This window comes from Comamonas sp. 7D-2 (genome assembly GCF_022749555.1).
In the GTDB taxonomy this organism is placed as follows: domain Bacteria; phylum Pseudomonadota; class Gammaproteobacteria; order Burkholderiales; family Burkholderiaceae_C; genus Comamonas; species Comamonas thiooxydans.
This window is the reverse complement of sequence record NZ_CP094238.1, coordinates 4113715-4133899: the sequence shown is the minus strand read 5'-3', so window position 1 is coordinate 4133899 and position 20185 is coordinate 4113715. Positions and strand designations below refer to the sequence as shown.

General features: G+C 63.5%; 21 protein-coding genes. 11 read left to right on the top strand and 10 right to left on the bottom strand.

Annotated elements, in window-relative coordinates; genetic code table 11:
* Positions 1–59 precede the first annotated feature (59 nt).
* From MPZ60_RS18945 to MPZ60_RS18935, 3 genes are all read left to right on the top strand, one after another.
* Positions 60–389 (top strand): hypothetical protein, encoded by a 330-nt coding sequence (locus MPZ60_RS18945; protein WP_034353616.1) that lies wholly within the window; start codon positions 60–62, stop codon positions 387–389.
* Between the two features lie 143 nt (positions 390–532).
* Positions 533–1408, top strand: coding sequence for a neutral zinc metallopeptidase (locus MPZ60_RS18940; RefSeq protein WP_034353614.1), 876 nt, complete (start codon positions 533–535; stop codon positions 1406–1408).
* A 211-nt stretch (positions 1409–1619) separates the two neighbouring features.
* A complete protein-coding gene (locus MPZ60_RS18935; RefSeq protein WP_034353612.1) occupies positions 1620–3041 on the top strand; it encodes a DEAD/DEAH box helicase in 1422 nt (473 codons plus the stop codon).
* Positions 3042–3102: 61 nt separating this feature from the next.
* Here MPZ60_RS18935 and MPZ60_RS18930 read toward each other — a convergent pair whose 3' ends face one another.
* Positions 3103–3957 (bottom strand): symmetrical bis(5'-nucleosyl)-tetraphosphatase, encoded by an 855-nt coding sequence (locus MPZ60_RS18930; protein WP_034353610.1) that lies wholly within the window; start codon positions 3955–3957, stop codon positions 3103–3105.
* Positions 3958–4230: 273 nt separating this feature from the next.
* Between MPZ60_RS18930 and MPZ60_RS18925 the strand changes: the two genes are divergently transcribed.
* The 4 genes from MPZ60_RS18925 (at position 4231) to MPZ60_RS18910 (ending at position 6969) form a co-directional block, all read left to right on the top strand.
* Entirely contained in the window at positions 4231–4551 is a 321-nt protein-coding gene (locus MPZ60_RS18925) for a hypothetical protein (RefSeq protein ID WP_241781315.1), read from the top strand.
* A gap of 9 nt (positions 4552–4560) precedes the next feature.
* Positions 4561–4863, top strand: a complete 303-nt coding sequence (locus MPZ60_RS18920) for a hypothetical protein (protein ID WP_242607029.1) — start codon at positions 4561–4563, stop codon at positions 4861–4863.
* 502 nt (positions 4864–5365) lie between these two features.
* Positions 5366–5656 carry an H-NS family nucleoid-associated regulatory protein gene (locus tag MPZ60_RS18915; RefSeq protein WP_003052529.1) on the top strand — a complete coding sequence of 97 codons (291 nt, stop codon included), beginning with the start codon at positions 5366–5368 and terminating at the stop codon, positions 5654–5656.
* A gap of 122 nt (positions 5657–5778) precedes the next feature.
* Positions 5779–6969, top strand: a complete 1191-nt coding sequence (locus tag MPZ60_RS18910) for an FAD-dependent monooxygenase (RefSeq protein WP_034353607.1) — start codon at positions 5779–5781, stop codon at positions 6967–6969.
* 61 nt (positions 6970–7030) lie between these two features.
* On the opposite strand, the gene MPZ60_RS18905 is transcribed toward MPZ60_RS18910, so the two are convergent.
* Entirely contained in the window at positions 7031–8296 is a 1266-nt protein-coding gene (locus MPZ60_RS18905; protein WP_034353603.1) for an MFS transporter, read from the bottom strand.
* 114 nt (positions 8297–8410) lie between these two features.
* Positions 8411–9286, bottom strand: a complete 876-nt coding sequence (kynA, locus tag MPZ60_RS18900; protein WP_003067178.1) for a tryptophan 2,3-dioxygenase — start codon at positions 9284–9286, stop codon at positions 8411–8413.
* Between the two features lie 155 nt (positions 9287–9441).
* Between kynA and ada the strand changes: the two genes are divergently transcribed.
* Positions 9442–10320, top strand: a complete 879-nt coding sequence (gene ada, locus MPZ60_RS18895; RefSeq protein WP_052057586.1) for a bifunctional DNA-binding transcriptional regulator/O6-methylguanine-DNA methyltransferase Ada — start codon at positions 9442–9444, stop codon at positions 10318–10320.
* 89 nt (positions 10321–10409) lie between these two features.
* A complete protein-coding gene (locus MPZ60_RS18890; RefSeq protein ID WP_242607028.1) occupies positions 10410–11402 on the top strand; it encodes a DNA repair protein in 993 nt (330 codons plus the stop codon).
* Positions 11403–11423: 21 nt separating this feature from the next.
* Here MPZ60_RS18890 and MPZ60_RS18885 read toward each other — a convergent pair whose 3' ends face one another.
* Positions 11424–11999: a helix-turn-helix domain-containing protein gene (locus MPZ60_RS18885; protein WP_034353600.1), complete on the bottom strand. Its 576-nt coding sequence runs from the start codon at positions 11997–11999 to the stop codon at positions 11424–11426.
* Between the two features lie 97 nt (positions 12000–12096).
* Between MPZ60_RS18885 and MPZ60_RS18880 the strand changes: the two genes are divergently transcribed.
* Complete coding sequence (locus MPZ60_RS18880) at positions 12097–13512, top strand: SLC13 family permease (protein WP_034353596.1); 1416 nt, start codon at positions 12097–12099, stop codon at positions 13510–13512.
* A 34-nt stretch (positions 13513–13546) separates the two neighbouring features.
* Here the strand turns inward: MPZ60_RS18880 and kynU are convergent, their stop codons facing one another.
* From kynU to MPZ60_RS18855, 5 genes are all read right to left on the bottom strand, one after another.
* A complete protein-coding gene (gene kynU / locus MPZ60_RS18875; protein WP_034353593.1) occupies positions 13547–14854 on the bottom strand; it encodes a kynureninase in 1308 nt (435 codons plus the stop codon).
* A gap of 163 nt (positions 14855–15017) precedes the next feature.
* A complete protein-coding gene (gene kynB, locus MPZ60_RS18870) occupies positions 15018–15650 on the bottom strand; it encodes an arylformamidase (protein ID WP_034353728.1) in 633 nt (210 codons plus the stop codon).
* A gap of 149 nt (positions 15651–15799) precedes the next feature.
* Positions 15800–17179 carry an amino acid permease gene (locus tag MPZ60_RS18865; protein WP_034353590.1) on the bottom strand — a complete coding sequence of 460 codons (1380 nt, stop codon included), beginning with the start codon at positions 17177–17179 and terminating at the stop codon, positions 15800–15802.
* Positions 17180–17279: 100 nt separating this feature from the next.
* A complete protein-coding gene (locus MPZ60_RS18860) occupies positions 17280–18080 on the bottom strand; it encodes an AraC family transcriptional regulator (protein WP_034353586.1) in 801 nt (266 codons plus the stop codon).
* Positions 18081–18090: 10 nt separating this feature from the next.
* Entirely contained in the window at positions 18091–18717 is a 627-nt protein-coding gene (locus tag MPZ60_RS18855; RefSeq protein ID WP_034353583.1) for a LysE family translocator, read from the bottom strand.
* Between the two features lie 225 nt (positions 18718–18942).
* Here MPZ60_RS18855 and MPZ60_RS18850 point away from each other — a divergent pair, with 225 nt between their 5' ends.
* Complete coding sequence (locus tag MPZ60_RS18850; protein WP_034353579.1) at positions 18943–19674, top strand: Stp1/IreP family PP2C-type Ser/Thr phosphatase; 732 nt, start codon at positions 18943–18945, stop codon at positions 19672–19674.
* 22 nt (positions 19675–19696) lie between these two features.
* Here the strand turns inward: MPZ60_RS18850 and MPZ60_RS18845 are convergent, their stop codons facing one another.
* On the bottom strand, positions 19697–20017 hold the full coding sequence (locus MPZ60_RS18845) for a YkgJ family cysteine cluster protein (protein ID WP_034353576.1): 321 nt from the start codon (positions 20015–20017) through the stop codon (positions 19697–19699).
* Between the last annotated feature and the right edge of the window lie 168 nt (positions 20018–20185).

Sequence of the window (20185 nt, the reverse complement as noted above, 5' to 3'; positions counted from 1 at the left end):
GGCGAAGGCTGCCAGCGCGCACAATAGCCACTGTCTTATCCATCGATTCTGTCGTACACATGTTTGGCTTTTCTCCCCGCTCCGGGCAACGCAAGGACCCTACCTGGACACAAGCGCCTTCCAGCCGTGGTCATGTCGAGCCTGTCTGGCGGGATGGCGGCTCGGCTGCAAGCTATGAGCCGACCCAGCAGCAGGCGGCAGCACCGCGCAAATCCTCTTCGGCCAAGCTCTGGGTATCGGCCGCCCTGGCGGTGGTGGGCCTGCTGGCAGTGGCCTTTCTGTTTCTGAGCATGGTCGATGTGGTGGAGGAACAGGTAGCCCGCAACCAGCCTCAGTCCACGCCTGGCGCGCCGGGCGTGCCCTTGATCCCTACGCCTGCCGGCCGCTGAACACCAGGCCAAACGTCAACAATGCTGCGCTGCAGCTTGACTGAGGTGGCAAAAGCACAGCTTGATACCTGCATTCGGAGCCGCAGCCCTTAATATCGCCACCCGGCGCAGGCCGCGTGCAACACAGCTAAGGAGTAAGCACCATGAGATGGGAAGGTAACCGCGAGTCGGACAACGTCGAGGATCGCCGTGGAGACGGTGGTGGTGGTGGCGGCGGTTTTCCCATTGGTGGTCGCAGCATCGGCATCGGCACCGTGGTGCTGGCGCTGATTGGCTGGGGCGTGTTCGGCATCAACCCACTGACCACGATTGGCGTTCTCTCCGGTGGTGGCTCGCCCCAGGTGCAGCAGGCGCCAGCGCATCGCCCGGCTGGCGATGACCAGGGGGCCAAGTTTGTCTCCACGGTGCTGGCTTCAACCGAGGATGTCTGGACCCAGATCTTCCGTGAAGGCGGTGCTCAGTATCAGAACCCCAAGCTGGTGCTGTTCACCGGCGTGACGCGCACGGCCTGCGGCACGGGACAGTCGGCCATGGGGCCGTTTTACTGCCCGGGTGACTACAAGGTCTATCTGGACATGGACTTCTTCAACACCATGAGCCGCCAGCTTGGTGCTCCCGGCGAATTTGCGCGCGCTTATGTGGTTGCCCATGAAGTGGGCCACCATGTGCAGAACCTGCTCGGCATCTCGGGCAAGGTGGACAGCATGCGTGGCCGTGTCAGCGAACGCGAGCAAAATGCCATGTCCGTGCGCCTGGAGCTGCAGGCCGACTGCCTGGCCGGCATCTGGGCCAACAAGTCGCAGCAGGCCAAGAGCTGGCTGGAGCAGGGCGATATCGAGTCGGCGATGAATGCCGCACAGCAGATCGGCGACGACAAGCTGCAGCGCGAAGCCACGGGCACGGTGCGTCCCGACAGCTTTACCCATGGCTCCAGCGCCCAGCGTGTGCGCTGGTTCACCCAGGGCTACAAGAGCGGCAGCGTCAAGGCCTGCGATACCTTCGCAGCTCAGTCGCTTTGAGCCACAAGCTGGCCTGAACCAGGCGTGTGCACTGTCACACGCCTTTGTTTTTGGGGCGGCAGAATGTGAAAATCCGGGTTATCCCGATAGATTGCACGGGATATTGGCAAGGCTTTTTACGCGTGAAAACAGAGGGGGCGAAGGCTTTTCATCTGCAGAAAATCACAAAGCCAACGCGAAAAACCCACTCGGTGCGACAATAACGCCCTCAATGACAAGCTCTTTCTCCAATCTTCACTTGGCTGAGCCCCTGGCACGCGCAGTGGCCGACATGGGCTATGAGTCCATGACTCCGATTCAGGCGCAGGCCATTCCGGTGGTATTGACCGGCAAGGACGTCATGGGCGCAGCCCAGACCGGCACAGGCAAGACGGCGGCTTTCTCCCTGCCCCTGCTGCAGCGCCTGATGCGCCATGAAAACGCCTCGGCATCGCCTGCCCGCCATCCGGTGCGTGCCCTGGTGCTGCTGCCCACGCGTGAGCTGGCCGACCAGGTGGCACAACAGATTGCCCTGTACGCCAAGCACACCAAGCTGCGCAGCACCGTGGTGTTTGGTGGCATGGATATGAAGCCCCAGACCATCGAGCTGAAAAAAGGCGTCGAGGTGCTGGTGGCCACGCCCGGTCGTCTGCTGGACCACATCGAGGCCAAGAATGTGGTGCTCAATCAGGTGGAGTATGTGGTGCTGGACGAGGCCGACCGCATGCTGGATATCGGCTTTCTGCCCGATTTGCAGCGCATCCTCTCCTATCTGCCCAAGAGTCGCACCACGCTGCTGTTCTCGGCCACGTTCTCGCCCGAGATCAAGCGTCTGGCCGGCAGTTATCTGCAGGATCCGGTGACCATCGAGGTGGCTCGTCCCAACGAGACTGCATCCACTGTGGAGCAGCGCTTCTACAAGGTCACGGATGACGACAAGCGTTACGCGATTCGTTCCGTGCTCAAGGAGCGCGACATTCGCCAGGCCTTTATCTTCTCCAACAGCAAGCTGGGTTGTGCGCGTCTGACGCGTGCCCTGGAGCGTGACGGTCTGCGTGCCGCCGCACTGCATGGAGACAAGAGCCAGGACGAGCGCCTGAAGGCGCTGGAGGCCTTCAAAGCCGGCGAGGTGGATCTGCTGGTCTGTACCGATGTGGCCGCGCGAGGTCTGGACATCAAGGACGTGCCTGCAGTCTTCAACTACGACGTGCCTTTCAATGCGGAAGACTATGTGCACCGCATCGGCCGTACCGGCCGAGCCGGCGCATCGGGCCTGGCAGTGACTCTGGTGACCGATCATGACAGCCGCAATGTGGCCGACATCGAAAAGCTCACCAAGAAGAAGATCGAAGTCGAGCCCGCGCCCATGCTGGATTTCCGTCCGGCACGCCGCAGCCGCAGCGACGAGGAGTATCGTCCGCGTCGCGAGCGCGAATTCGATGCAGCATCGCGTGGTGGTCATGCGCATCGTCCATCGCGCATGGCCCAGCGTCCTGTCAATCTGGATCCGTTCTTTGACAAGCCCTATGAGGCCAGCAGCGTCAGCGAGACCGCATCCTGGGACAGCAAGCATGCAGCCCCGGTCAAGAGCACAAGCATCAAGCCCAAGCGCAAGATTGCCGCTTTGTTCAAGGCTCCCGTCGTGGCTTCCTGAACACGGGGTCATCGCGCCACAAGAAACGCCTGCGGATGCAGGCGTTTCTTTTTTTGAAGCTTCAGCCCTTGCTGCCAGGCACCTGAGCCTGCGGACACTGCAGCTGTATCAGCTCTCGTTCGTTCATGCGCTCCCCGATTCTCATCATGCTGAGGCAGCCTCCCCAGACGCAACCGGTGTCCATGGCCATCAGATCGGGCCGGTTGACATGGCCCAGCGTGGACCAGTGCCCAACAGCCATGGGTGTATCGGCAGTGAGCCGGCCCGGCACATCGAACCAGGGCATCAGTCCTTCGGGTGCGTGATCGGCGGATTCCGCGCTCTCAAAATCCATGACGCCGTCGGCACTGCAAAAACGCAGACGGGTAAAGGCGTTGACGATGCAGCGCAGCCGGTCATCGCCTTGCAGGTCGGCGGACCAGCGATCGGGCTGGTTGCCGTACATATTCTGCAAAAAACGCGCATGGTCGGCATGCTGAAGCACGGCTTGAACTTCGGTGCTCAAGGCCACGGCATCCTGCACATTCCATTGAGGAAGCACGCCGGCATGCACCATGAGAAGGTTCTCACCCAGCGCATTGGTGTGCAGGCGAGCCAGAGGCTGCTGGCGCAGCCAGTGCAGCAGGGCATCGCAATCGGGTGCGCTCAGAACCTGGGCCAGAGTGTCGCGCTTGCTTTGACGGCGAAGGCCCCGGGCTGCGGCCAGCAGGTGCAGGTCGTGATTGCCGAGCAGAGGGCGAATGGCATCGCCGCCCTGCATGCAGCGGCGCAATACCTCGGCGGATTTGGGGCCGCGATTGACAAGGTCGCCGAGCACGTAAAGTGTGTCCCGACTTGCGGAAAAATCCACGGTTTGCAATAAGCGCTCGAAAGCGTCATCGCAGCCCTGGATGTCCCCGATACAGTAAAGTGCCATGGTCTTCTTTCTGGTGGACGAGTCAGGGATTTTCTGCTGTTTGCATTGCTGACACTGCTTAACGGGGTGTTTGTAATCTCGAAACTGGCATTGGCCTTCCGATTGCAGGGCAGGATTGCCAGCTTTGGCAAAGTTCGTGAGCAAGGACGCCCAAGCTGTGCTGGAGTTGCTTGAGAGTCCACGCAGTTTCTGTCTTTCGTGCAACTTGGAATTACCTCCATCGGACGCTCAACGGTATTGGGGTGGGGTTGCGATCAGCGATGGATTGGCCGTTTGGCTGATATCTCCGGGAATATCGGAAAAGAGAGCAACCATTTCGGCAACGACTATCGCCGTAACTGCTATTACATTTATAACGATTATCTTTGGAGAGCTGGCTCAAAAGCGTATCGGGCAGCCCTATTCAGAGCTGGTTTCGGCATGGCAAGGCACTCCATGGCCTGGGTTGCATCTATCGCAAAGTCCTTTGTGCGTTTGTTGTCATTTTCAACGCATGTCATATTGACTTTGCTGCGGATTAGTGAGTTCGCCTGTGCAGCAATGACCGAGGAAGAAATCGCAACTGGTTTGGAGCAGGGCTTCAGCCAGGTTTGATGGAGGTGTATGAACATCAGGCGGCGTAAGCGTATTTCATTTAGACGATATTTATTTGACGTATTCAATGTTATTTACGCCGATATGTATTGTCTGGGTGGCGAAATGGCGATGCGTCAGGTTCTGCAGGCCTGTGCCTGGCTGTTGCCCGGATGGAGAGCTGGGAAGACATTCCTGGTTACTGCATGCCGCAGCCCGCTGGATGAGATGCAAGGCATCATCGGCGTGCCCAATAGGTCGGTAGTTGCTGAGAAATCACAAGACTTGCAAGGAGAGCAGGCGCTGGCTTTGAAATTTTTGCCTGAGACTTGATGTGAGATGAGGCTGCTGGATCAACTGCGTGCCAATGCAGGGAGCGGGGTTTTTGTCGTCGAGGAATATGGGGCGGAGCAGGGCATCACGACACCGCATGGTTGGCTCTAAGTCAGTGCCAGAGAGCTTTGCTCCTTGGAGGAGGCTGAGGTCTGGGCAACTCGCAGAGAAGACGGATTCTGACTGCTCAAGGTGCTGGTGCCTATTCAGAATTGAAGGCCAGGCTGACTATTTGAGTATTGCCAGGCGAAGGCTGGGGGCACCATAAAACGCCGGCCGGGTTATTCCCTGCCACAGCAGCCATTGGCCCGGTCTGGAGTGATTTGGATGAAAGCGTATCGACAAGATATTGGCAGCTCCGGAGGCTGAATAGCTATTTATTAACACGTAGTTGCATTTTATAAATATTCTGAATTGTGGTTTTTGCTTACTCAGAAAATTATGAATTTGAAATTCCGGCATTTATAATGAATCCACTTTAATCAACCAAGAAGCGCAAATCATGAGCACTTACAAGGAACTCCTGAAGCAGAGAGAAGAGCTGGAACAGCAAATCAACGAAGCCCGTTCGCGTGAACTGGCCGAAGCCGTGAGCAAGGTTCGCGGCCTGATTGCCGAGTACGGCTTGACTGCTGAAGATGTTTTCCCTCCCGCTCGCGCGCGCTCTTCCGCCAATGCTGGCGCCAAGGTGGCTCCCAAGTATCGTGATCCTGCAACGGGTCAGACCTGGACCGGCCGCGGCAAGCCACCAAAGTGGATTGCAGACCAGGATCGCGAAAAGTTCGCCATTTGATCTGCTTTTGCGCACGTTGAAAGAGCCCGCCTTGGCGGGCTTTTTTCATGGCTGCAAGGTTTGCGGCAGCGCAAACAAGAGTTCTCTTCGATGCTGGTGACTAAGCGGCACAATAAGAGTCCATGAACAAGCAGGTGTTGATTGCGGGGGGCGGTATTGGCGGTCTGGCAGCAGCCATTGCGGCGGTGCGGGCTGACTGGGATGTGCGCCTGTTCGAGCGTGCAGCGCAGTTTTCCGAAGTCGGAGCCGGTATTCAGCTGGGACCCAATGTGGTGCGCTGTCTTCAGGCATGGGGGCTGCAGCGATCGTTGCAGCAGGTCGTGGCCTGTCCTTTGTCCTTGCGAGCCTGCAGTGCCGTGACGGGACAAGAGCTGGGGCGATTGCCCCTGGGCGCAGATATGGTGCAGCGCTATGGAGCCAGCTACCTCACCATTCATCGCGCCGACCTGCACCAGATTCTGCTGGAGGCCTTGCAGGCTCTGCCAGAGGCTCACCTCAACCTCGACCAGTTCGTCAGCAGCTATAGCCAGCAGGACGGCGTGGTCACCATTCGCACCAGTACCGGCAAGCTCATCGAGGGCGATGCCCTGATCGGCGCTGATGGCGTGCGCAGTGCAGTGCGTGCACAGATGCTGGGTGATGGCCCGCCGCGTGTGACCGGGCACCTGGCTTACCGTGCCCTGGTGCATCAGGCCAATCTGCCCAAGCGCTTGCGCACCAGCGAGGTCACGGCCTGGCTGGGGCCGCAATTGCACGCCATTCAGTATCCCGTGCGCCGGGGCGAGCTGCAGAATCTGGTGGTCATTGTGCAGGGGCCTGCCCCCGAGGATCTGGACAGCTGGAATCACTCGGCCAATCTGCCCGATCTGCTCCAGCATCTTCAGGGCGCATGCGCTTACCTGCAGGATCTGGTTCAACATGTTCCCGATGTGGGCGGTGAATGGCGTTTGTGGCCGGTGGCCGACCGGCAGCCGGTGTCGTCAGAGGCCCAGATGGCGCAGGGCCTTGTAGCCCTGCTGGGCGATGCGGCCCATCCCATGCGTCCCTATCTGGCGCAGGGTGCGGGCATGGCCATCGAGGATGCAGCCGAGTTGCAGAGTGCTCTGTCCATGCATGATCTGGATGTCAGTCTGCGGCTGCGCCGCTATGCGCTGAATCGCTGGCAGCGCAATGCCAGGGTGCAGGAACGCTCGCTGCGCAATGGCCGGATCTTCCATGCGACAGGGCCTGTTCGCTGGGGGCGCGATCTGTCGCTGCGCGCCCTGGGCGGGCGCATCATGGATGTGCCCTGGCTCTATGAGGGCGCGCTCTAGCAACCGGTTGCCATAACCGGAATGGTTTTCGCGCCGCTGCCTGCCTGGCAGATAGGCAGCTTCAGTTGCTGGCCTTGTGCAGCAGCGGCGAAGGTTTGATGAGCTGGTAAGCCAGCACGCCGCTGCCCAGCATGGCGGCAATCATCAGCATCACGGCCTGATAGATGTCGGCATTCTGGCGTTCCGCAATGCCTGCGACCAGCCCGGACAGCCACTGCATGAGCGCGGCTCCGAGAAACATGGCCATGGTGAAGATGGACAGTGCGCGTCCAGTCGTGGCCGGTGGGTAGGAGGAGCGCACATCGGCATAGATCAGCGTGCCGTAGCCCGACAGCACGCTCATGACCAGCAGCAGCAGCACGCTGCCTACGGATTGGTGGAGCAGGGCCAGTGCTACAAAAACGGCTGCCATGAGCAGCGCAAAGCGTGCAATGCGCTGGCGACGCCTGGCCGGACCGGGGTCCAGCCGGCCGAACATGGAAGGCACAAACAGCGAAATGACGGAGCAGGCCAGGGCCACATTGCCGGTCGTGACCAATGAAAACTGGTAGCGATCCATCAGCATGGGACTGAGCCAGAGGCCGCGCACGGTGAGAAACGAGGCATAGCTGACCATGCCCAGCAGCACAATGCCCCAGGTATGGGGCAGCAGCAGCAGGCTGCCAAAACCCTGCAGCGCCTGCATGAAGCCGGGCTTGGGCTGGGAGTCCCCAGGAAGCTCGGGCTCGTGCACCTTGAAGAAAATCAGCAGCCAGGACAGCGCACTCAGCACCGCCAGCAACGCAAAGCCGGCGCGCCAACCCATGTGCTGCACCAGCCAGGCCATGGGCGTGCCGGTAAACAGAAGGCCCAGCCCGCCCAGGCCAAGGCCTATGCCCGAGAGGTAGGCAAATTTATCGGCCGGAAAGTGGCGCGCGATGAACATGGTGCTGGCCAGAAAGGCGGGTGAGCAGCCCACGCCGATCAGCAGCTGACCCAGCATCAGCCAGGAATAGCTGGGTGCGAGTGCAGACAGCGCGGCGCCCGCAATCGACAGCGGAAAGGCCAGCAGCACGGTGCGGCGCAGGCCATAGATATCCATGCCTATGCCCATGAGCAGCTGGGCCACGCCGAAGGACAGCGCAAACAGCCCGGCAAACGAGCCCAGCGACTGCGCGGACAGGCCGAAGTCCGTGCGCAGACCGTCGGCGATGATGGAGGTGACGGTTCTGAAGGCCTGGCTCAGAGCAAAGCCCGTGAGCAGGCAGACCAGCATGGCCCAGGCGGAAGAGTCGGGCTTGGGGCTGGTGTTCGGCGCAGCCTCGGCGGCGCTGTGATCGGAGGGCATGGGCAGTTTGTTGCGATGTTAGGTTTTGCACGGAGCCTAAAGAATTCAGGCTGCCCGCGCTGTCACGAAAGAGCAGCAGGGGCAGCCTGAATGGCGATGGCCTTGATGACCGGCCTACAGCTCGGTGCGCAGGCTCCAGATCTCGGGGAACAGCACCACGTCCAGCATCTTCTTGAGGTAGCTCACGCCGCCGGTGCCGCCCGTGCCGCGCTTGAAGCCGATGACGCGCTCCACCGTGGTCAGGTGGCGGAAGCGCCAGAGGCGGAAGGCATCCTCGATATCGGCCAGCTTTTCTCCCAGCTGGTACAGATCCCAATACTTGTGCGGATCGCGGTAGACGGTGATCCAGGCCTGTTTCACGCCCTCGCTGGCCTCATAGGGCTGGGTCCAGTCGCGCTGCAGGCGGTCGGCAGGCACGGCGATGCCTTCGCGGGCCAGCAGCTGCAGGGCCACGTCGTACAACGATGGCGATTCGTAGGCGGCCTGCACCTGGGCCAGCAGATCGCTGCGGTGGGCGTGGGGCTGGAGCATGGCCGCGTTCTTGTTGCCCAGTGCGAACTCGATGCAGCGGTACTGGTAGCTCTGGAAGCCGCTGGAGTTGGCCAGATAGGGGCGCATGGCCGAGTACTCAGGCGGTGTCATGGTGGACAGCACGGTCCAGGCGCTGACCAGCTGCTCCATGATGCGCGAGACGCGCGCCAGCATCTTGAAGGCATCGGGCTTGGTCTCGCCCGATGCATTGGCAATGGCTGCCGTAGCCGCGCGCACCTCGTGCAGCATCAGCTTCATCCACAGCTCGCTGGTCTGGTGCTGCACGATGAACAGCATCTCGTCATGGGCGGGCGACAGCGGATGCTGGGCCGTGAGAATCTGGTCCAGATGCAGATAGTCGCCATAGCTCATGTCACGGCTGAAGTCGAGCTGGGCTTTCTCGTCGCGGACGATGGCTGCGCCGCCATGCAGGGGGCAACCGGAGGATTCATTCGTCATGGTCAAATCATCTTTGATAGGTCAGTGCGCGCAGCGTAACCGAATCCGGGCACACAAAGCCTGCAAGAACGTGGATGCAAGCTGCCATAGCTTTGCGTAAAGTCGGGACAGTCACAGACCGATGACAGAAAACGCACTCAGCCGAGATTCACGCCATGCCCAGTCCTCTGCCTTTCGCCGCCACTGCAAATTCGCAAACAGATGAGCGCATGATCCAGTGCTGCCGCTGGCTGGAGAGCGAAGAGCCCATGCCTGGGCTGGAGGAGCTGGCTCAGCGCCTCGGGCTCAGTCCCTGGCAGTTGCACCGAAACTTCAAGCGCGCCACGGGGCTCACGCCCAAGGCCTATGCCAAGGCCCATCGCGGCAGGCATGTGCGTGCCGCGCTGGCGCAGGAGGCCAGCGAGTCGGTCACCGACGCGGCCTATCTGAGCGGCTATGAAGCCAGCAGCAGCTTCTACAAGGACGCACCGGCCATGCTGGGCATGGCGCCGCAGTCCTATCGCAGGCGCGGCCAGGACCAGCGTATCCGCTTTGCCCTGGCCGAATGCTCGCTGGGCAGCCTGCTGGTGGCCAGCACCGACAAGGGTGTGTGCTGCGTGCTGCTGGGCGATGATCCCCATGCGCTGGTGGACGATCTGCAGCAGCGTTTTGCGGCGGCGCAACTGATCGGGGCCGACGCCCAGTATGAACAGACCGTGGCCCAGGTGGTGGCCCTGATGGAGCAGCCCCGCCTGGGGCTGGCCCTGCCGCTGGATATTCAGGGCACGGCGTTTCAGCAGCGCGTGTGGCAGGCGCTGCAGAGCATTCCGGCCGGGCAGACCGTCAGCTACAGCGAACTGGCCCGGCAACTGGGCCAGCCCAGCGCCACGCGGGCCGTGGCCAGCGCGGTGGCGGCCAACCCGATTGCAGTGGCCGTGCCCTGTCACCGTGTACTGCGCAATGACGGCAGCATCTCGGGCTATCGCTGGGGCGTGGAGCGCAAGCGTGCGCTGCTGCTGCGCGAGGCCCAGCAGGACCGACTAAAGCTCTCTTAAAGAGAGCTGTCATCGCATGCTTCTCAATGAATTTGAGTTGATTTCTACCTGAAATCATTGTTTGATGAGCGATAGCAGCTATGAATTTAATGAATGAAGCACAGGCACGCTACGGCGCTGCCCGTGTGATAGAAAACCGCATGCTGCTTGAAGTCTCCATTGTCCTGCCCGCGCGTTACCGCTTCGATGAATTCGTGCATTTCCATGATCGCGACGAGCAGCAACTGGCTGAGCGGGTCGATGCCGGTGCGCGCAGCCTGCACAAGGCCATCATGTGGAAGCGCAGTCCCGCCTTGCTGCAGCTGCAATGGCAGACCGGACAGGTGCAGGCCAGCCTGCATGCAGCGCACGCAGAGCCGGCCGAGGCAGACAGGGCCGCGCTGCAGGCCATGGTGAAACGCATGCTGGGGCTGATTTACGCGCCCGACCAGCTGGAGTTGGCGCATGGCGACCACCGCGAGCTGGGCGCGCTGCTGTCGCGCCAGGCCGGCCTGCATGTGCCTGGCTCGCCCACGCCCTTCGAGGCGCTGACCTGGGCCATCACCGGCCAGCAGATCACGGTGGCCGTGGCCGTTTCGCTGCGGCGCAAGCTGATCGCGCTGGCGGGCGAGCTGCTGGCGCAAGGCGGTGACATGCCGGCCCTGCACGCTTATCCCGATGCACAGCGCGTGGCGGCCTTGGGGCTGGACGCGCTGCGCGGCGCGGGCTTTTCCCAGGCCAAGGCCCAGACCCTGCTGGCCGTGGCCCAGGCTGTTGCCGAAGGCCGGCTGCCGCTGGACGACTGGGCCGCCCGCAGCGCCGCCGGGCGCTGGAGCGAGGAGGATGTGGCCGCTGCCTCGGCGCAATTGCTGGCGGTCAAGGGCATCGGGCCATGGACGGTGAACTACACCTTGCTGCGCGGCTATGGCTGGCCTGACGGCAGTCTGCACGGAGATGTGGCGGTGCGCCGGGCCATAGGCCTGCTCACGGGTGGCGACAAACCCGATGCGCGTGCCGCCAGCGACTGGCTGGAACAGTTCAAGCCCTGGCGCGCGCTGGTGGCCGCGCACCTCTGGGCCTCGCTGGCCGACAGCGCCTATTGAGAGGCGACAGGGGGGAGTGCTTCAGAGCGGCGGCGACAGCACCAGCAGCAGCAGGCGTGCGGGCTGGCCCGAGGCGTTGGCCAGCCGGTGCTCGCTGTCCACCACCAGAGTGGCCGTGTCGCCCGCATGCAGCAGCACCTGCTCCTGGGCGGTGAAGACTTCGATGCTGCCTTCGAGCACGTGAAAGACCTCGCGCGTGCCTGCGCGATGGGCCGCGAAATGGCTGGAGACCGCATGCGGCGGAAAGCGGTAGTGCACGAGGTTCACACCCGCGCTGGGGCTGGCCAGGGCCAGGCGCTCCACGCCGCTGGCCTCGTCGACAAAGCGCAGATTCTCGCCGGCGCGCGTGACCTGCGCGCTGGGCGCGCTTTGCACCAACTCGCCCAGCTCGCAGCCCAGGCCCTGTGCAATCGCCATGGCATTGCGCAGGCTGGTGGCCAGCAGGCCGCGCTCCACGCGCGACAGCGCACCCGGCGAAACACCGCTGGCCTGGGCCAGCTGATCCAGTGTGATGCCCAGCTGGGCGCGGCGCGCGCGGACGGCGGCGCCGAAAAGCGCATCCTGCTCCGATGCCTGCGATGCGGTGGTGGAGTTCAAGTCTGGCTCCTTGTCATGGCGTCTGTGCTTGTGTTGAAAATTTTCCTATGAGAAAATAATTTTGCGTATAGGAAATTATTTTTCGAGGATGAATGCAATGTACATGTTTATCAGTGCCTTGCCCGTGGCCACCGTCATCGCCGTCCTGCTGGCGGGCTGGCGCTCGCTGCATGCCGCAGCGCTGGGCGTGGCGGTGGCGCTGCTGGTGATTGCCGCAGCCTTTGCGCAGCCCGCTTCAGCATGGCTGGCCGCCGGCATGCACTGGGCGCCGGTGCTGCTGGAAGTGTTGCTGATCGTGGCAGGCGGGCTGCTGCTGTCCGAGGTGCTGCGCGCGTCGGGAGCGCAGAAGGCTCTGGCCGACTGGCTGCTGGCCAGGGCCGGCAGCGGCACGGGCGCCGTGCTGCTGGTGGTGCATGGCATCACGCCGTTTGCCGAGTCGGTCACCGGCTTTGGCGTGGGCGTGACCATAGGCATTCCGCTGCTCGCGCACTTCGGCTTGCCGCCGCGCAAGGTGGGGCTCATCGGCCTGCTGGGCCTTTGCGCCGTGCCCTGGGGCTCCATGGGGCCGGGGACGCTGGTGGCGGCCACCATGGCGGGTCTGCCGTTCAAGGAGCTGGGTCAGGCTTCGGCCCTGGTCAGCGTGATTCCGTTTGTCATCATCGGCATGGCGGCGGCGGCTCTGGCGAGTGCGCCGGGCCGTCGCTGGCCGGCTCTGCTGCAGGGCCTGCTGTCGGGTCTGTTGCTGACGGCGGCCGTGGCTCTGATGAATACCCTGGCCGGCACGGCACCCGCGGGGGCGCTGGGGGCGTTGCTGGTGGTGGGCTGGCATCTGCTGCGCCTGCGCCTGCGCGTGTCGCAAGCGGACGCGGACAAGCCGCCCCTGAGTGCACCGGGACGGCGAGCGCTGGCGGCCTATGCGTTGCTGCTGGGCGGCGTGCTGGCGGCGGCAGCGCTGCTGCGCACCCTGGATCTGCCCGCTGCCTTGCATGGGCTGGCTTCGCCGGGACTGTGGCTGCTGGTAGCGGCGGTTTTTTTCACGCGAGGCCGGCCGGCGCGCCCATCGTTGGCAAAGGTCTGGCGCTCCTGGCTGCAGGTGGCGCCGGTCACGGCGCTGTTCATTGTGCTGGGCGTGCTGATGGCGGTTTCGGGCATGGCCGCGCAACTGGCGCAGGCACTGGCCCGCAGCGGGCCGCTGTATCTGCTGGCCGCACCATTTGTGGGCGCGCTGGGCGGCTTCGTGACCGGCTCCAACACCGGGGCCAATGCCATGTTTGCGGCCACGCAGGCCGAGATCGCCCATGCGCTGGGCGCGCCGCTGCTGCCATTCATGGCGGTGCACAACGTCAGTGCCTCGCTGCTGCTCATGGCTTCGCCCGGCAAGGTGGAGATGGCCGTGCAGTTGCTGGCGCAGGGCGCTGACCAGCGGCGCTGGGTGCAGCGAAGCGTGCTGATGCTGGACCTGGCCGCCGTGGCGCTGATGGGCGTGCTCAATTGGAGCTGGGCGCGGGCCTGATCGGAGCTCGCCCGGCCCGCCCCCGGTGCCTGCTTCAGGTCACGGCGTGTACGGTATTGAACTCGGGTCGTTGCCATTCGCCCGATTCCAGCACCTGGCGCAGATGCTCGACGGCATTCCAGACATCGGCAAAGCCCACATACAGCGGCGTGAAGCCGAAGCGCAGAATGTCCTTGTGCCTGCCCGTGCCGCCGTCGCCCTTGCGGAAATCACCGATCACGCCGCGTGCAATCAGCGCCTGGACAATGGCGTAGGCGCCGCTGCCCTGGCCGTTCACGCCCAGGCCTTCTTCCCGGGTCAGGCAGACCTGGGAGCCGCGTGCCGCATGCTCGCGCGGTGTCGCCAGACCCAGGCCGTGGCTCTGGCAGCGCTCTTCCACGAGCTGGATGAACAGATCGGTCAGCGCCAGCGATTTCTTGCGCAGCGCGGCCATGCCGCCGAAAGCCTCGGCTTCGGTGTAGATGTCGATACCGCACTGCAGCACGCTCATGCTGATCATGGGCTGGGTGCCGCAGAGATAGCGCTGTATGCCCTGGGCCGGGTGGTAGTCGGGCACGAACTTGAAGGGCTCGGCGTGGCCGAACCAGCCCGACAGCGGTTGCCAGAAACGGTTGATCAGGCGCGGATGCGCCCAGACAAAGGCCGGCGCGCCGGGGCCGCCGTTGAGGTATTTGTAGCTGCAGCCCACGGCAAAGTCGGCACCGGCGCCCTTGAGGTCCACGGGCACGGCACCTGCGCTGTGGCACAGATCCCAGACGCAGAGAATGCCTTTGGCATGGGCGGCGGCCGTGACGGCTGCCATATCGTGCATGGCCCCCGTGCGGTAGTTGACATGGGTGAGCATGGAGATCGCCACATCGGTCTGCAGCGCGCCGGCGATTTCCTCGGGCTCGAGCAGCACCAGTTCCAGGCCGTATTCCTGGCAGACGGACTGGGCGATATAGAGATCGGTCGGGAAGTTGCTGCGCTCGCTGATCAGCTTTTTGCGGCCGGGCGCATCTTCGCGGGCGATGCGCGCGGCAGCGCTCAGCACCTTGTAGAGATTGATGGAGGTGGTGTCGGTGAACACCAGCTCGCCCTGGCCCACGCCCAGCCAGGGGGCGAACTGGTTGCCCAGGCGCTCGGGCAGCGTGATCCAGCCGGCCTTGTTCCAGGAGGTGATGAGGTCCTGGCCCCATTCCTGCGTCACCACTTCGGCCGCGCGTGCGGCGGCGGCCTTGGGCTGGGCGCCCAGGGAATTGCCGTCCAGGTAGATCACGCCCTGGGGCAGGGCAAAGCGCTCGCGCAGCGCGCGCAGCGGCTCCTGGGCATCCAGAGCCTGGCAGTCTTGCAAAGTGGTCATTGTCTTCCTTCTCTCATTTTGATAGCTACTGACGATGATTGTGTCTACACCAGAGCCGGTTCTGATTCAAATATGGCTGGACTCGAATTCGCCCATTGTGTCCGAGACCGGGGCGGCCCGGCCGCCTTGCAGCGAGGACATCGGTTTCTTTGCGCCAAGCGCTTCAGAGCAGGCTGCGCAGCACGGCGCGCACCGGCGAGGCATCGGCTTCGGTGAGCTTGAGCGGCAAGGCGATCAGCTCATAGTCGCCTTCGCTCACTTCATCGAGCACCAGGTTCTCGAGCACGCGCAGGCCGCGCTGGCGGATCACCATATGGCTGTCCAGGCTCTTGCTGCTGGCAGGGTCTATGCTGGCAGTGTCTATGCCGATCAGCTTGACACCCAGGTCGGCCAGCTTTTGCACGGTCTCGGGGGCATAGGCGGCGAGGTCGGCATCCCAGCCGGTGGGCGCTTTCTCGTAGGTGCGCACCAGCACGCGCGCGGGCAGGCCGGCATCGATGGCGTGCGCTATGTGACTCCATTCGATCAGCGGCCCGCAGCCCATGGCGTGGATCACGCGGCAGGGGCCCAGAAAGGCATCCAGATCGACGGCGCCAATGGCCGCGCCCTGCGCATCGTAGTGCAGCGGCGCATCGGCATGCGCGCCCACATGGGGCGAGAGATGAATGGCGCTGACATTGACCGGGCAGCCCGGGCCAATGCTGGCCACCCATTCCTGGCTATAGGGCGTGTCGCCCGGAAACACCGGTGCGGCAGGATGAATGGCAGGAGAAATATCCCAGATCTGGCGTGTCATGGTGGAGGCAAGCATAGTTACTACAGGCTGGCATGTGTGGGCAGGGACACCAAGCAAGGGCCGCCCCGCAGCGATGGTGTCGTCCTCCTCCCGTAGCGCGCAGCGCGTAGAGAGAGGGGGAAGCGGCGGGGCCGCCTAGGCAAAGCCGCTCAGGGGGTGACCTTCTTTTTCCTATACCAAAGAGCATAGACCAGCACCAGCACGATCAGAAACGGCACACCCACCAGCACGGTGGTGTGGAACTCCTTGGTAAACAGCGTGGTGACGATCACGCCCGCCATCAGCAAGGCGCCTACCAGGGTCAGCACGGGAAAGCCCCACATGCGGAACTCCAGCTTCTGGCCCGGATGCTCGCGCTGCCAGCGTGGGCGGAAGAACAGATGGGTCACGAACACCATGAACCAGGCAAACATGGCGCCGAACATGGCGATCGACATCATCAGCTCCAGCGACTGCTCGGGCTTGAGCACGTTGAGCACCATGGCCACGGCCATGCCCAGGCAGGAGACGGCAATCGCGCCCAGCGGCACGCCGCTTTTGCTGAGCTTGCTCAGACCCTTGGGGGCATAGCCGCCGCGCGATAGGCTGAACATCATGCGCGAGGTGACGTAGAGCTGGCTGTTCATGGCCGACAGCGAGGCCAGCAGCACCACGAAGTTGAGGGCTGCGGCCGCGCCGGGAATCTGCAAAATCTCCATCACCTTGACGAACGGGCTCTTGTCCGTGCCCGCATGGCTCCAGGGCACGACGGCCAGCATCAGTGCCAGCGATAGCAGATAGAACAGCACCAGGCGCAGCACCGTGGTGCGGAAGGCGCGGGTCACGGCCTGCTTGGGGTTCTGGGCTTCGCCGGCAGCAATGGCAATGGATTCCAGGCTCAGATAGCTGAAGATGGCCACGATCACGCCGACCCAGGTGCCCCACCAGCCGTTGGGGAAGAAGCCGCCATCGACAAAGTAGTTGTCGAAGCCCACGCCCTCGGGTCGGGTGCCGAAGACCACATAGGCAGCAATCAGGATGAAGGCCACGATGGCAATCACCTTGACCATGGAGAACCAGTACTCGACCTGGCCGAAGGCCTTGACGCTGGTGGCATTGACGGCGGCCAGCAGGGCCGAGAACAGCGCCACCCATACCCATTGCTCCACGTTGGGGAACCAGTAGGCCATGTACTTGCCCACGGCCGTGACCTCCATGCCCACGGCCAGCACCACGGCTCCCCAGTAGGCATAGCGCACTACAAAGCCGGCCAGCGGGCTGATGTAGTGCTCGGCGTAGGCGCCGAAGGAGCCCGAGGTGGGGTGGGCCACGGTCATCTCGGCCAGGCATCCCATGAGCAGCAGACCGATGAAGGCGCCGATGGCGTAGCTGATGAGCACGCTGGGGCCGGCAAAGCCGATGGCAAAGGCGCTGCCCATGAAGAGACCGGTACCGATGGCGCCACCGATGGCGATCATGGTCATCTGGGCCGAGTTCAGGTGCTGCTGCAAGCCTGTCTCGCGTTGCTGAATACTGTCAAAGTTGGCCATTGCTGACTTACGCGTGCGAAAAATCGAAGCGGCAAGTATCCCGCGAATGACCGGCTGCGGCGGCGTGGCGGCGAATGTCCTTGGCGCAGGCCCAGCCGGCTCAGCGAGGCATCCCAGCGTAGTTGCCTGGCGTCAGTGCATGATGTGCCTTGAAGGCACGCTGCATATGGGCTTGGTCGGCAAAGCCCATCTGTTGAGCGACCGAGGCCAGGGGCTCGCCCTGGGCCAGCAGGTGGCGCACGCCATTGAGGCGCAGGTTGAGGCGGTAGGCCCCGGGCGTGACGCCGGTGACGGCCCTGAAGCGGCGGATGAAACGGCTGGGGCTCATGCCGCAGCGCAGGGCCAGGGCCTGGACGCTGGTTTCGTCTTCGGGGCTGCGGTGCATGTGCTGCAGCGCAGGCAGGACGGCATCGGGCGGCTGGGGCTCTGGGGCAGGGGAGTCGGCGGCACGGCCCAGCAGCTGCAGGAAATCCGTCAGCGATTGCTCGTGCTGCCGCAGCTGCGCATCCGTGGCGCTGCCGGCAAGCGGCTGGCAGAGACGGTCTGCCCAGCGCGAGATTTCCGGCTTGTGCAGCGCGCGCCGTGCAAAGCGCAGGCCGCCGACGCCGAGCCGCTCATGAACCCAGTCGGCCTGCACGAACAGCATGCGGTAAGACCATGGCTGCAATGTCTCGGGGTTGCAGGCATGCCAGTGGCCGGGCTCGATCAGCACCACGCTGCCAGCGCTCAATGCTTCGGGGCCATCGTCATGCAGAAACAGGGTCTCGCCCTCATCCACGATGCCTATGGAGTACTGCGCGTGCGCATGCAGCCGGTAGCTGTAGCAGGACTGGCGGCTGATGCGCAGCTCGGCCCAGGGCAGGGCCGGGTGGCGGTGGAAATGGTGACTGGGGGCTGGCATGACGGCCTCATCATGCCAGCATGCTGACCACGCTTGCCACCAGCACCATGGCCAGGGCCTGGTTCAGCCGCCGCTGGCGCAGGGGCGTGCTCAGCCACTGGGTCAGTGCATGGCCCAGCGCGGCCCAGCAGCCAACGCCGAGCAGGCAGGCCAGCAAGGAGACGGCGCAAAACAGCAGCAATGCAGCAGGCAGCGAGACCTGCTGCGCAGCCAGCGGAGCCACGAACATGCCGATGCCCGAAAGCGCCACCAGCCAGGCCTTGGGGTTGAGGCTTTGAATCGCAATGCCCTGCACGAATGCTCCGCCTGGGCCGGCTGGCAGTGATGCGGGGGCGCTCTCCCTGGCCGCCCGGCCATGGGTCCCAGGGGCATTGGCCAGCTGCCAGGCCAGCCAGAGCAGATAGAGAGCACAGACGCGCGGCGCCCAGCGCAGCAGCTCTGGCTGCTTGAGCAGCCATTGCCCGCTCTGGCCCATCAGCCAGACGATGACGGCGTAGCTGACGCTGGCTCCCAGTACATAGCAGAAGGCGGCGCCAGCGCGGCCGTTGCCATGGCGCAGGGCCAGCACGTTCACCGGCCCTGGCGTGATGGCGCCGGCCAGTGCAAATCCGGCCATGGCCAGAACAGAAGAAAGCATGGACAAACCTGAAACAAGAGGTCGCCAGTCTGAGTCCTTGGCTTTTCCAGGTATTGAACAAAATTGCGCCTTTGCTTGGTTAACAAGTGCAAAACGGCTCTTTTCGACCGATACAAGAAGGTGACTTGCGTTACGCTTGAATGCTTTCGCGAACCTGACCCCGTCCCATCTTCCATGCCATCCGCAGCAGCTTCTAGCCCATCCCGAGTCTGGCCGGCCGTACGCATGGTGGGGCGTGCCGACATGGGGCGCCAGCGCAGCAATAACGAAGACTCGGTGGGGCTGGAGCCGCAGGCCAGGCCCTGGCCGGTTGCCGTGCTGGCCGACGGCATGGGCGGCTATAACGCGGGCGAGGTGGCCAGCGTCATGGCCGTGGAGCTGATCACGACCAGCGTGCAGCACGGTCCGGCAGCCGATGAATCCATGCTGGCAGCACAGTGCGAGCTGACGGACGCCCTGCACATGGCCAATACGGCCATCTATGCAGCCGCGCAGTCCACGCCCGGCTGCAGCGGCATGGGCACCACGGTGGTGGTCGCCCTGGTGCTGGCGAGCGAGGTGCTGATTGCCCATCTGGGCGACTCCAGGGCCTATGCCTGGCGCGCCGGCCGGCTGCAGCGCCTGACGCGCGATCATTCGCTGGTGCAGCAGGATATCGATGCCGGCCTGATCAGCGAGGCCGATGCCAGGACCTCGCGCTACGGTCATCTGGTGACCAGAGCGCTGGGCGTGATGCCCCAGGTGGAGCCGGAGCTGAACCACTGGCCGCTGCAGCAGGGTGACCGCATCCTGCTGTGCTCGGACGGCCTGACCGATATGCTGAGTGACGCCAGCCTTGCCTCCCTGTTCGATGAAAACCTGCCGCTGGCGCGGTTGCAGGAGGCCTTGATCGAGGCGGCCAATGCCGCAGGCGGCAAGGACAATATCGGCGTGGTGCTGATCGAGCAGGACGCCTGATCCCAGGATCTGACCGGGACTCTTAGATCAGACCGCTTTCCAGCGGAGGCAACTGATGGCGCTGGCGCACGCGGTTGCAGGCGTCCGAGCCCGCGGCGAACTCCCGGCAAGGGGAGGGGCGCCATTCATAAATGCCGCAGTACGCCTTTTCTCCCACCTTGCCCACCAGAGCTGCACAGCGTGGCCTGGCCCAGTCCGTGCCGCGCATGCGGCAGGTGTAGTCGGTAACCTCCTCAACCAGTCCTGCGGGGACACTGCCCCCATGCTCCTGGGACTCGTGCACGGAAAAATCGACACGAAAGGACGCGCAACAGGCGCCGCAGCTAAGGCAGGGATGGGTCATTGGAGAGGCGGAATTTTTCCGGTGGGGCGGCGATTTTCGCAGCTGTGCAAACCCTTTGGTTGTGCCGGGCCGCAGATTTGTCAACCGCGCCGCTCAATACCCGCCCAAAAGTCCATGCTGCTGGTGCCAATTCGCCACCGTTGTGCACCAATCGCCTACAGTAAATGG